This window comes from Streptomyces sp. NPDC030840, from assembly GCF_055572015.1.
Genome location: NZ_JBVIEE010000001.1, coordinates 179283 through 192085 on the forward strand (window position 1 = coordinate 179283; position 12803 = coordinate 192085).

General features: G+C 71.1%; 9 protein-coding genes. 2 read left to right on the plus strand and 7 right to left on the minus strand.

Annotated elements, in window-relative coordinates; all coding sequences use genetic code 11:
• Window positions 1–10 precede the first annotated feature (10 nt).
• The 7 genes from rbsD to ACZ49J_RS00810 all read right to left on the minus strand — a co-directional run bounded on the left by rbsD (window position 11) and on the right by ACZ49J_RS00810 (window position 7678).
• Window positions 11–400, minus strand: a complete 390-nt coding sequence (rbsD, locus tag ACZ49J_RS00780; protein ID WP_467454711.1) for a D-ribose pyranase — start codon at window positions 398–400, stop codon at window positions 11–13.
• Window positions 397–1296, minus strand: coding sequence for a ribokinase (locus ACZ49J_RS00785; RefSeq protein ID WP_467454710.1), 900 nt, complete (start codon window positions 1294–1296; stop codon window positions 397–399). Before ACZ49J_RS00785 ends, rbsD begins: the two co-directional genes overlap by 4 nt.
• Before the next feature lie 271 nt (window positions 1297–1567).
• Window positions 1568–3520, minus strand: coding sequence for an ABC transporter permease/substrate-binding protein (locus ACZ49J_RS00790; RefSeq protein ID WP_467454709.1), 1953 nt, complete (start codon window positions 3518–3520; stop codon window positions 1568–1570).
• Entirely contained in the window at window positions 3510–5078 is a 1569-nt protein-coding gene (locus tag ACZ49J_RS00795) for a sugar ABC transporter ATP-binding protein (RefSeq protein WP_467454708.1), read from the minus strand. The genes ACZ49J_RS00790 and ACZ49J_RS00795 overlap by 11 nt, the downstream gene beginning before the upstream one ends.
• Window positions 5075–6166: a LacI family DNA-binding transcriptional regulator gene (locus ACZ49J_RS00800; RefSeq protein WP_467454707.1), complete on the minus strand. Its 1092-nt coding sequence runs from the start codon at window positions 6164–6166 to the stop codon at window positions 5075–5077. The genes ACZ49J_RS00795 and ACZ49J_RS00800 overlap by 4 nt, the downstream gene beginning before the upstream one ends.
• Window positions 6167–6381: 215 nt before the next feature.
• On the minus strand, window positions 6382–6552 hold the full coding sequence (locus ACZ49J_RS00805) for a hypothetical protein (RefSeq protein ID WP_467454705.1): 171 nt from the start codon (window positions 6550–6552) through the stop codon (window positions 6382–6384).
• A gap of 94 nt (window positions 6553–6646) precedes the next feature.
• On the minus strand, window positions 6647–7678 hold the full coding sequence (locus tag ACZ49J_RS00810; RefSeq protein ID WP_467454703.1) for a hypothetical protein: 1032 nt from the start codon (window positions 7676–7678) through the stop codon (window positions 6647–6649).
• Between the two features lie 1048 nt (window positions 7679–8726).
• Here ACZ49J_RS00810 and recD2 point away from each other — a divergent pair.
• Both recD2 and ACZ49J_RS00820 read left to right on the plus strand, forming a co-directional pair.
• A complete protein-coding gene (recD2, locus tag ACZ49J_RS00815) occupies window positions 8727–10985 on the plus strand; it encodes an SF1B family DNA helicase RecD2 (protein WP_467454702.1) in 2259 nt (752 codons plus the stop codon).
• A gap of 310 nt (window positions 10986–11295) precedes the next feature.
• Window positions 11296–12585 carry a citrate synthase gene (locus tag ACZ49J_RS00820; RefSeq protein ID WP_467454700.1) on the plus strand — a complete coding sequence of 430 codons (1290 nt, stop codon included), beginning with the start codon at window positions 11296–11298 and terminating at the stop codon, window positions 12583–12585.
• Window positions 12586–12803: the final 218 nt, after the last annotated feature.

A 12803-nucleotide genomic window follows, 5' to 3' on the forward strand; every position in this document is an offset into this window, starting at 1 on the left:
GCCCGGTGGGTCAGAAGAAGACCCCGCACCGCAGCAGAACGTTCGCGTACGGCCGGGCCTCCCCGGTGCGTACGACCAGCCTCGCGCCCGCCGACAGTTCCTTCAGCCTCTCGTGCGCGACCAGCTCCAGCCCGGGGAAGCGGGCGTCCAGCAGGGCGCTCGCCTCCGGGTTGGCGCCCTGCACCTCGTACGCCGCCGTCGCCCCCTCGACCACCAGTTCGTCGAGCAGCCCGTCCAGTACCTCGGCGAAGGACGGCACCCCGGCCCGGAAGGCGAGGTCCACCACGCGCGGACCGGCCGGTATGGGCATGCCCGCGTCGCAGACCAGCACCGCGTGCCCGTGACCGAGTTCGGCGAGGGCGCCCGACAGGTGACGGTTCAGTATTCCGGCCCGCTTCACAGGGAGGCGACCTCCTCGGCGGTCGGGAAGGACACCTGCGCGCCGGGCTTCGTGACGGCGGCGGCGCCCACGCGGGCGGCGTACGCGGCGGCCTCGGCCAGCGAATCGGACAGGCCGAGCTTCCAGGCGAGCGCCGCGGTGAACGCGTCCCCCGCCCCCGTGGTGTCCACGGCCTCCACCTTCACCGAGGGCACGCGCGCGCTGCCCTCCGCCGACGCCACCAGCGCACCCTCCGCGCCCAGCGTCACCACCACCGACCGCGGCCCGAGCGCCAGCAGGGCCCGCGCCCAGTCCTCGGGGGACCCCTCCAGGTCGCCGCCGACGATGACCCGCGCCTCGTGCTCGTTCACGATCAGCGGGTCGCAGGCGGCGAGCACCTCTTCTGGCAGCGGCCGGGGCGGTGAGGGGTTGAGCACGAAGCGGGTGCCCTCCGGCAGGTTCCGTACGACCTCCACGACCGTCTCCAGCGGGATCTCCAACTGGGCCGAGACCACGCGGGAGACGTGCAGCAGGCTCACCGCGGACCGGATGTCCTCCGGAGCCAGCCGCCCGTTCGCACCCGGTGACACCACGATGCTGTTGTCCCCCGAGGGGTCCACCGTGATCAGCGCGACGCCGGTGGGCGCCCCGCCGACCAGGACGCCCACGGTGTCGACCCCCGCGTCCCGCTGCGAGTCCAGCAGCAGGCGCCCGTGCGCGTCGTCACCGACCCGGGCCAGCAGGGCCGTACGGGCGCCGAGCCGGGCGGCGGCCACCGCCTGGTTGGCGCCCTTGCCGCCCGGGTGCAGGGCCAGGTCGCCGCCGAGCACCGTCTCGCCGGCCCCCGGCCGCCGCTCGACACCGATCACCAGGTCGGCGTTGGCCGAACCCACGACCAGGAGGTCGTAGTCGTACATGAACTGTTCCCCTCTGCGGATGAGTCGAGCTACGGACGGAGCTGCGGCCGGGCGGTGGCGCAGGGGTCTGTCTGCGCCCCCGCCGCCCCTGGCCGCGAACATTCAGCCCCTCCGGCGTTTGAGGAGCGGGGGTCCGGGGCGGAGCCCCGAAAGGATGGGGTCCAGGGGGGCGCAGCCCCCTTGGCGGGGTCGAAGGGGCAGCGCTCCTGGGGATGGGACGGGTAGGGGCGGCGGGGGCGAGAAAACCCCGGTCCCCGCCGCGCAGCGCCCGTCAGCCGCTGAACCCGCCCACGTTCTCCTTCGTGACCACCTTCACCGGCACCTTCACCGTCCTCTCCACCTTCTCGCCCTCCGCGGCCTTCAACGCGTTCCGGACCGCTATCCGCCCGAGTTCGGTCGGCTGCTGCGCGACCGACGCGTACAGCGTGCCGTCCTCGACCGCTTTCAGACCGTCCGGCGTGCCGTCGAAGCCGATGACGGCGACGGACGTCCCCGCCTTCGACCCGAGCGCCTTGATCGCGCCGAGCGCCATCTCGTCGTTCTCGGCGAACACACCGTCGACGTCCGGGTGGGCCTGCAGCAGGTTCGTCATCACGTCGAGCCCCTTGGTGCGGTCGAAGTCGGCGGGCTGCTTGGCGACGACCTTGATGCCGGGGTAGGCCTTCAGCCCCTCGGCGAAGCCCGCGCCGCGCTCACGGCTCGCGGACGTACCGGCCAGCCCCTGCAGGATCACGATCCTGCCCTTGCCGCCCAGCTTCTCGGCCAGCGCCTTGGCGCCCAGCCTGCCGCCCTCGACGTTGTCGGAGGCCACGAGCGCGGCCGTCTCCGCCTTGTTGACGCCCCGGTCGACACCGACGACGGGGATGCCCGCCTTGTTCGCGGCCCGCACCGACGGACCCGCCGCGTCCGAGTCCACCGGGTTGACGATGATCGAGCCGACGCCCTCGCTGGTGAAGTTCTGCAACTGGTTGGCCTGCTGCGAGGCGTCGTTCTGCGCGTCGGTGACGGTCAGGTCGGCACCCAGCTTCTTCGCCTCCTCCTGGGCGCCGGCCCGGATCTGCACGAAGAACGGGTTGTTGAGCGTCGACAGTGACAGCCCGATCTTCTGGTCCTTCGCCGGCGACGTACCGCTGTGCAGGAACGACATCGCCCCCACGACCGCCACCGCGACCACGGCCGCGATCACGTACGTCGCCGCCTGCCGGCCCCTGCCGCCGGGAACACCGGTCCCCGCGGCCACCGGGCTCGCCCCCGCCTTGCGCCGCAGCGTGTCCAGCAGCACGGCCAGCGCGATCACGACACCGATGACGACCTGCTGCCAGAACGCCGACACCGACAGCAGGTTGAGCCCGTTGCGCAGCACCGCCAGGATCAGCGCGCCGACCAGCGTCCCGGACGCCCTGCCCGTACCGCCGGCCAGCGAGGCACCGCCGATGACGACCGCGGCGATCGCGTCCAGCTCGTAGCCCTGCGCGGCCTGCGGCTGCGCGGAGGACAGGCGGGAGGCGAGCACGATGCCGGCTGCGGCGGCGAACAGCCCGGACAGCGCGTAGATCACGAGCTTCTGCTTCTTCACCCGCAGACCGGAGAGGCGGGCCGCCTCCTCGTTGCCGCCGATCGCGTACATGGAGCGCCCGATGTACGTACGGCCCAGGATCACGGCCGTGACCAGCCCCATGACGATCATCACCAGCACGGGCACCGGCAGCCAGCCGCCGAGCGTGTCCCCGAGGTGCGAGACCGAGTCCGGGAACGCGATCGGGCTGCCCTGCGAGATCACCAGGGACAGACCGCGGCCCACCGACAGCATGGCCAGCGTCGCGATGAACGGCGGGAGCTTCCCGTACGAGATCAGGACGCCGTTGACGAGGCCGCAGGCGATGCCCGTGGCGACCGCGAGTATGACGGCGATCCAGACGGGAACGCCCTGCGACGTCGCGCTCCAGGCGAGGACGGTGGCCGACAGCGCGGCCACCGAGCCCACCGAGAGGTCGATGCCCGCCGAGACGATCACGAAGGTGACGCCGAAGGCGAGGATGGCGGTCACGGCCGCCTGGACGCCGATGTTGAGCAGGTTGTCCGTCGTCAGGAAGTCGCCGGAGAGGGCCGACATCACGACGACGAGCAGGATCAGCGCGGTGAGCGCGCCGTTGTCGAGCAGGAGGCGGCGAAGCCCCGGGGCGCCACTCGCGCCCGATGTGCTCTTGAGCGTGTCAGTGGCCACGGGGGGCCTCCCCTTCGGTAGCGGAGTCGTTGGAGTGGGAGCCGTTGGAGTGGGAGTCGGGGGTGCTGGTGGGGGTGCCGACGGCGAGCGCCATCACCGCGTCCTGGGTGGCCTCGGCGGCGGGGAGTTCGCCCGCGACGCGGCCCTGGGCCATCACCAGGACCCGGTCGCTCATGCCGAGCACCTCGGGCAGGTCGCTGGAGATCATCAGGACGGCGGCTCCGGCGGCCGTCAGTTCGTTGATCAGCTGGTAGATCTCGATCTTGGCGCCGACGTCGATACCGCGCGTCGGCTCGTCGAGGATGAGCACCTTGGTGTCGGCGAGGAGCCACTTGCCGATGACGACCTTCTGCTGGTTGCCGCCGGAGAGGGTGCGCACGTGCTGGTGGAGCCCGGCCATGCGCACACCGAGCTGCTCGGCGATCCGGGCGGCGGCCTCCTGCTGCCTCCTGAGGTCGACGAACCCGCCGCGCGTCGCCCCGCGCAGGGTGACCAGGCCCAGGTTCTCCGCCACGGAGGCGTCCAGCACGAGCCCCTGGCCCTTGCGGTCCTCGGGGACGAGCCCGATCCCGGCCTCCATGGCGGCGTTCACGTCGTGGCGGCGCAGCTCGGCGCCGGCGACCCTCACGAGGCCCCTGTCGTACGGGTCGGCGCCGAACACCGCCCGCACGACCTCCGTACGGCCCGCCCCGACGAGACCCGCCACGCCGACGACCTCTCCGGCCCGCACCTCGAAGCTGACGTCGTGGAACACGCCGTCCCTGGTCAGTCCCTCGACGCGCAGCAACGCCTCACCCGTGTCAAACCGTTCGCGCGGGTACTGCTGTTCGATGGAGCGGCCCACCATGAGCCGGACGAGCTCGTCCTGCGGCGTGGACGCGGGCACCTGCCCGACGCTCTTTCCGTCCCGGAGGACCGTGACCCGGTCACCGAGGGCGGCGATCTCCTCCAGGTGGTGCGTGATGAAGACGATCCCGACGCCGTCCTCGCGCAGCCTGCCCACGATGCCGAAGAGCTTGTCGACCTCCTCGGAGGTGAGCACGGCGGTCGGCTCGTCCATGATCAGCACACGGGCGTCCAGGCTCAGCGCCTTCGCGATCTCGACCATCTGGAGGCGGGCGATGCCGAGTTCGCGCACACGGGCACGCGGGGACACGCTCACCCCGACCCGATCGAGCAGCCCGGCGGCGTCGGCCTCCATCCGCTTCCGGTCGATCAGCCCGAAGCGGCGCGGCTGCCGCCCCAGGAAGATGTTCTCGGCGACCGTCAGATCGGGAACGAGATTGAACTCCTGGTAGATGGTGGCGATCCCGAGGCGCTCGGAGTCCTGCGCGCCATGGATGCGCACCTCCTCGCCGCCCACCACGACGCGCCCGGCGTCGGGGCGGTAGGCGCCGGACAGCATCTTGATGAGGGTGCTCTTGCCCGCGCCGTTCTCGCCGAGCAGCACGTGCACCTCGCCGCGGCGCAGATCGAAGTCGACGCCGTCGAGCGCGACCACGCCGGGGAAGGTCTTCCGTATGCCTTCGATGCGCAGCAACTCGTCCGGGTTGCTCACGGCTTGCTCCTTCGTACGGGGGAGGGTTGTGCGGGGGAGGGGTGTGCGGTGGGGGATTGCGCGGTGGGGGGTTGCGCGGGGGAGGGGCGCCGGGGTGCGGGCTCGCCGCACGAGCGGCGTACGACGAGACGGGCGGGGAGGGTGACGGACGTGGGGGTGCGGCCCTCGATGCGGTCGACCAGGGCACGTACGGCGGCCCGGCCCAGCTCGCCCGTCGGCTGGGCGACCGCGGTGATCGGCGGATCGGTGTGCACGAACCAGGGGATGTCGTCGAACGCGGCGAGCCCGATGTCGTCGGGCACCCGCAGTCCGCGCGCCCGGACGGCGTCCAGCGCGCCGAGCGCCATCAGGTTGTCGGCGGCGAAGACGACCTCGGGCGGCTCGGGCAGGTCCAGGAACCGCTCGGTGGCCCGCCGCCCGCTCTCGGCCTGGAAGTCGCCCTGGCCGGTGTACGCGTCGGGCAGCTCCAGGTCGTACGCGGCAAGGGCTTCCCTGAAGGCCTCCACGCGCTCCTGTCCGGTCGTGGTCGCCGCGGGGCCCGCGATGATGGCGAGCCTGCGGTGGCCGAGTCCGTGCAGGTGGGCGACGAGGTCCCGTACGGCCTGACGCCCGTCCGCCCGGACGACCGGCACGTCCACGCCGGCGATCCACCGGTCCACGAACACCATCGGCGTCCCCGCCCGCACGGCGTCCAGCATCAGCGGGGAGCCTCCGTCGGTGGGGGAGACCAGGAGCCCGTCGATCCTGCGGTCCAGGAGGGACCGTATGTGGTGGTCCTGGAGGTCGGGCCGCTCGTCGGCGTTGCCGAAGATCACGCTGTAGCCGAGGGCGCGGGCCTCCTCCTCGACGGCGCGGGCCAGCTCCGTGAAGTAGGGGTTCATCACGTCACTGATGACCAGGCCGAGGGTGTGGGTCTGGTCGGTGCGCAGGGAGCGGGCGACGGCGTTCGGGCGGTAGCCCAGCGTCTCGACGGCGGCCATCACGCGCGTACGTGCCTCGGGGCTGACCGACGGGTGGTCGTTCAGGACCCGGGACACCGTGGCGACGGACACGCCGGCTTCGGCGGCGACGTCCTTGATGCTCGCCATCGTCGCTCCACCTCCTCGTGGAATCGATTACATGAGGGATTGGAATCGATTACACGAGCAGGTGGCAAGACCTCGACCGGCTCCCGAGACCAGATCGTGACCGGGGCGACGGGGCGACGGGGCGACGGGGCGACGGGGCGACGGGGCGACGGGGCGACGGGGTCGGCGGGACGACGGGGCGGGCGGGCGCCAGGGGCGGTCGGCCGCTGCTCCCGTCAGGACCGCTGGCTGTAGCTGACCAGTGACGCGCCCACCACGGTCCCGAAGGCCGGCAGGACGAGCTGCGCGAAGGCGTCCCAGCCCCAGATGATCCCGGCGCCCGCCGTCGCGGCGTTGACGGCGACGGCAAGGGCCCACATGGCGGTGCTCTGGGCCTGGGGAGACATTCCTCGTTTCCTTTCCCGGAGTGGGGTGTCGCGCGGCGGATTCCGGCTGATTGGGCCCGGGCCGGAGGCGGGGCAGGGGCCGGGGCAGGGGCCGTTAGATCGCATAACGCCACGTGGTGAGCATGTACGCGCCGTACCAGGACCCGAACAGCGCGGCGGCTGTCAGGGTGACGACGGCTGTTCCGGCGCGTGCGCGGGCGAGGGCGCGGGCGGCCGGTATGAGGAAGACCAGCGCGGGAATCAGCAGGCGCAGCTTCGAGTGGTAGAAGTTGCTCTGCCCCAGAGCGGTGATCACGACGACGGTGCCGTAGACCGCCAGAGGAGGCCAGATCTCGTCGCACCAGGCGGCCGTGGTGCCCGCGAGGAGGGCGAGGACCAGCAGGGCGGTGCTGACGGGAACCCAGTCCTCTCCCCGGGTGAGTGTCCTGACGAGGAAGTCGACGAAGGTGGCTCCGTTGTCCCAGCGGGTCCCCCAGCCCACCTCCTGGATCGTGAACCAGGAGCCGGGCCGGCCGGTGCGCCGGCCCACCCACAGCAGGTACGCGGGCGTGCCGCAGGAGCCCAGGACCAGGGCGGCGGGCGGACGCCAGGTGATACGGCCCGTGTCGCGCAGGCGCAGCACGACCGCGACGGCCAGCGCCGCGACCAGGGCCACGGCGACGGGCCGGGTCAGGCCCGCGAGCAGGGTGAGGGCACCCGCCGTCAGCCAGGCCCTGCGGTGGACCGCCAGGAGGGCGGCGGACGCCAGGGCCAGGAAGAGGGACTCGCTGTAGGCCATGAGGAAGACCAGCGCCATCGGCTGCGCGCAGGCGAGCAGGACGAGCGCGATGCGCGCGGTGCGCCGGCCGTACAGGTCGAGCAGGAGCCTGTGGACGCACACCAGCGCGACGGCCAGGGCGAGATGGGAGACGACGAGTGCGGCGGAATCGTGGCCGAGCCCGGTCACGGTGTGGACCGTGCGGACGAGGAAGGGATAGGCGGGGAAGAAAGCCAGGTCGCCGCCGCTGAGCCCGTCCGCCGTGAAGGAGAAGCCGTGGGAGTAGCCGTCGCGCGCGACGGCGAGGAACCACTGGCCGTCCCACGACAGCAGCCGGGCGCGGATTCCCGGGCCGCCCGGCGGGTTCATCACGGCCAGCGTCGCGAGGTGCAGCAGGAGCGTCGCGCCGTAGACGGCGAGGGGGAAGCCCGACTGGCGAGCGGCCCGGGCCCACCGTGCACGGGCCGTCGGCCCCGGGGGTGGCGCTCCGGGCGCTCCGGGCGCTTCGGGCGGTGCGGCTTCGGGTGGGGCGGCTTCGGACAGTGTGGCTGCCGTTGGTGGCAGCTGCGGGGCTGGTTGGGGGTGCTCGGCCGGTTCGGGGCGTCGCTTCGAGGCAGGAGGCGGAACGGCGGCGCGCTCAGCCGGGCCGTCCGTTTCGGCGAGGTGGGGCTGCGGGGGCATGGGGGGTGTCAATCTCCGGCTCAGGAACGTGGGGGGTGCAGGCGCGCGTGCGTCAGCCCGGGCCGGGGCTCGGCAACGGGCGTGGTTCCTGGTGGGAGAAGGGCCGGCCGACGTGCGGACCGCTCGGTGCGGAGGGCGCCCGCGTGACTTCCGACCGTTGCCCGGAATCCAGCGAGGACACCGTGGAAAGGGTCATCAGAGCGGCTGTCCACAGGCAGACGAGAAGGGTTCCGGCGAGGTAGGCGTTTCGCCGTCGACGACTGTCCGGGCGAGCGGGGCCATTCCGGCTCGGCGAAGGAAAGGGCATGACGAATTCTCCGGGCGGGGATCAGTGGGGGAGCCTCCAGGAGCCCGATTCCGCTTGGAGGCGATCAGAGGTGCGAAAGTACGACGGCGGATGGAGAATCACCGGGACGACCGCCCGTCCGGGCATGTCAGAGGCCTGCACGCGGGTACCGGACCGCTGCCGTGAGGGAGCCCGGTCCTCTCGGTGATTCCTTGGATCTTCTCACGCGAGAGGAGCCGGAAAACTTGCTTGAACTGTAAAGCTCCAGCCGCGAGTTGTGAATTGGTCGTGAAAAGCTGAATTACCGTCAAAGTTACTGGGCGGTCGCTTTTGGAATGCCGTTGTCCTGTTGCCGGACAGTTCCGTCACGCGTGGTGGTGACCACCCACAGGCTCCTCGCTCTGTCCACAGGCTTCCCGCGCTGTCGGACCCGGCCGGTACCGTCGGATCATGTCCAGGCAAGAGGCAGAAGCGGACCGCCGATTGGCAACGCTGGAAGGCGTGCTGGAGCGGATCACGTACGCCAACGAGGAGAACGGCTACACGGTGGCGCGCGTGGACACCGGCCGGGGCGGCGGCGACCTCCTCACCGTCGTCGGCGCGCTCCTCGGCGCCCAGGTCGGCGAGTCCCTGCGCATGGAGGGCCGCTGGGGCTCCCATCCGCAGTACGGAAAGCAGTTCACCGTCGAGAACTACACGACGGTCCTCCCGGCCACCGTCCAGGGCATCCGCCGCTACCTCGGCTCGGGCCTGGTCAAGGGCATCGGCCCGGTCTTCGCCGACCGCATCACCCAGCACTTCGGCCTGGACACGCTGAAGATCATCGAGGAGGAGCCGAAGCGGCTCATCGAGGTGCCCGGCCTCGGCCCCAAGCGCACCAGGAAGATCGCCGACGCCTGGGAGGAGCAGAAGGCGATCAAGGAGGTCATGCTCTTCCTCCAGACCGTCGAGGTCTCCACGTCCATCGCGGTGCGCATCTACAAGAAGTACGGCGACGCCTCGATCTCGGTGGTCAGGAACCAGCCGTACCGCCTGGCGGCCGACGTCTGGGGCATCGGCTTCCTCACCGCCGACAAGATCGCCCAGTCCGTCGGCATCCCCCACGACAGCCCGGAGCGCGTCAAGGCGGGCCTGCAGTACGCCCTGTCGCAGTCCACGGACCAGGGCCACTGCTACCTCCCGGAGGAGAAGCTGATCGCCGACGCGGTGAAGCTGCTCCAGGTGGACACGGGTCTGGTCATCGAGTGCCTGGCGGAGCTGGCGGCACCGCCCGAGGACGACGGCGACCCCGGTGTCGTACGGGAGAAGGTCCCCGCCCCGGACGGCGGCGACCCGGTCACCGCGGTCTACCTGGTCCCCTTCCACCGCGCCGAACTCTCCCTGTCCGCCCAGCTGCTCAGGCTGCTGCGCACGGACGAGGACCGTATGCCCGCCTTCCGTGACGTGGCCTGGGACAAGGCGCTCGCCTGGCTGAAGGGGCGTACGGGCGCCGATCTCGCCCCCGAGCAGGAGGCGGCCGTCCGGCTCGCGCTCACCGAGAAGGTCGCCGTGCTCACCGGCGGACCCGGCTGCGGCAAGTCCTTCACAGTCCGCTCGATCGTGGAGCTGGCCCGCGCGAAGAAGGCGAAGGTGGTGCTCGCCGCCCCGACCGGCCGTGCGGCCAAGCGCCTCGCCGAGCTCACGGGCGCCGACGCCTCCACCGTCCACCGCCTCCTGGAGCTCAAGCCCGGCGGCGACGCGGCCTACGACAGGGACCGCCCCCTGGACGCGGACCTGGTCGTCGTCGACGAGGCGTCCATGCTCGACCTCCTCCTCGCCAACAAGCTGGTCAAGGCGGTGCCGCCGGGCGCCCACCTGCTGTTCGTGGGGGACGTGGACCAGCTTCCGAGCGTGGGCGCGGGCGAGGTCCTGCGCGACCTGCTGGCCGACGGCAGCCCGATCCCGGCTGTGCGGCTGACCCGCGTCTTCCGGCAGGCCCAGCAGTCGGGCGTCGTGACGAACGCCCACCGGATCAACTCCGGGCAGCACCCGGTCACCGAGGGCATGAAGGACTTCTTCCTCTTCGTCGAGGACGACACGGAGGAGGCCGGCCGGCTCACGGTGGACGTGGCCGCGCGCCGGATTCCCGCCAAGTTCGGCCTTGACCCGCGTCGTGACGTCCAGGTCCTGGCCCCCATGCACCGGGGCCCGGCAGGCGCGGGCACCCTGAACGGCCTCCTCCAGCAGGCCGTCACCCCGGCCCGCCCGGACCTCCCCGAGAAGCGGTTCGGCGGCCGGGTCTTCCGGGTCGGCGACAAGGTCACCCAGATCCGCAACAACTACGACAAGGGCGCGAACGGCGTCTTCAACGGCACCGTGGGCGTGGTCACCGCGCTCGATCCGGTCGACCAGCGCCTGACGGTGCTGACGGACGAGGACGAGGAGGTGGCGTACGAGTTCGACGAGCTGGACGAACTGGCGCACGCGTACGCGGTGACGATCCACCGCTCCCAGGGCAGTGAGTACCCGGCGGTGGTCATCCCGGTCACCACGGGGGCCTGGATGATGCTCCAGCGCAACCTGCTCTACACGGCCGTGACGCGGGCCAAGAAGCTGGTCGTGCTGGTCGGTTCCCGCAAGGCGATCGGCCAGGCGGTGCGCACGGTGTCGGCGGGCCGCCGTTGCACGGCCCTGGACTTCCGGCTGGCGCCCCGGCCGTTGGAGGATTGAGGGGAGCCACACCCGGCCGGCGGCCAACCCGCCCGGCCCGACCACCCCTTGGAGCGAGACCCCCCTCGGGCCCGTCTTCGGGCCCCGCCCACGCAGTCATCGCAAAAAATGATCGATCAAACGAGTCGGAAAGGTCACACAGCACTTCCAGATGCCGGGCGGAGCGGGCAGGATGAGCAAGCTGGCGGCACTGAGTGCCGCCAATAGGCCCGATGGTCGACCCCGAGTGCACTCTCCTGAGCCAATTGGGGGATGGTAGAGACAGTCAGGGCAACCTCGAAGATGAGGCACTACCTCGGTGAGGGAAGACGTGAGCGACAACTCTGTAGTACTGCGGTACGGCGACGGCGAGTACACCTACCCGGTGATCGACAGCACCGTCGGTGACAAGGGCTTCGACATCGGCAAGCTCCGCGCCCAGACCGGTCTGGTGACACTGGACAGCGGATACGGCAACACCGCCGCCTACAAATCCGCCATCACCTACCTCGACGGTGAGCAGGGCATCCTCCGATACCGCGGCTACCCGATCGAGCAGCTGGCCGAGCGCTCCACCTTCCTGGAGGTGGCCTACCTGCTGATCAACGGCGAGCTGCCCACGGTCGACGAGCTGACCGGCTTCAAGAACGACATCACGCAGCACACCCTGCTGCACGAGGACGTCAAGAACTTCTACCGGGGCTTCCCGCGCGACGCGCACCCCATGGCGATGCTGTCGTCCGTGGTGAGCGCCCTGTCGACGTTCTACCAGGACAGCCACAACCCGTTCGACGAGACCCAGCGGAACCTCTCGACGATCCGCCTTCTCGCCAAGCTCCCGACGATCGCGGCGTACGCGTACAAGAAGTCGATCGGTCACCCGTTCGTCTACCCGCGCAACGACCTCGGGTACGTCGAGAACTTCCTGCGCATGACCTTCTCGGTCCCCGCCCAGGAGTACGAGCTGGACCCGGTCGTCGTCTCCGCGCTCGACAAGCTCCTGATCCTGCACGCGGACCACGAGCAGAACTGTTCGACCTCCACGGTCCGCCTGGTCGGCTCGTCGCAGGCGAACATGTTCGCGTCGATCTCGGCCGGCATCAGCGCCCTGTGGGGCCCGCTGCACGGCGGTGCCAACCAGTCCGTGCTGGAGATGCTGGAGGGTATCCAGCAGTCCGGAGGCGACGTCGACACCTTCATCCGCAAGGTGAAGAACAAGGAAGACGGCGTCAAGCTCATGGGCTTCGGCCACCGCGTCTACAAGAACTTCGACCCCCGGGCGAAGATCATCAAGGCGGCCGCGCACGACGTCCTCTCGGCGCTCGGCAAGTCCGACGAGCTCCTCGACATCGCGCTCAAGCTGGAGGAGCACGCGCTCGCGGACGACTACTTCGTCTCGCGCAAGCTCTACCCGAACGTGGACTTCTACACGGGCCTGATCTACCGCGCCATGGGCTTCCCGACCGAGATGTTCACGGTCCTGTTCGCCCTCGGCCGCCTGCCGGGCTGGATCGCCCAGTGGCACGAGATGATCAAGGAGCCGGGTTCCCGTATCGGCCGCCCGCGCCAGATCTACACGGGCGTCGTCGAGCGTGACTTCGTGCCGGTCGAGTCCCGCTGAGCGCTCTGCTCGGAGCAGCGGTTCGTCTCGGTCCGCTCGGTTCGTCGTCCGCGGGGCGTGGGGGCTGGTCGCGCCCCGCGGCGGAGCCGCATGGTGTCACAGCCCCCACGCCCCTGGCCGGGGCGCGCCCGGAGTCGGATCGAACCCCGGGAAACGGTCACGGACAAAGCGGAAGGCGCCCTGCCGCCGGTCCCCCCACGGGCCGACGGACAGGGCGC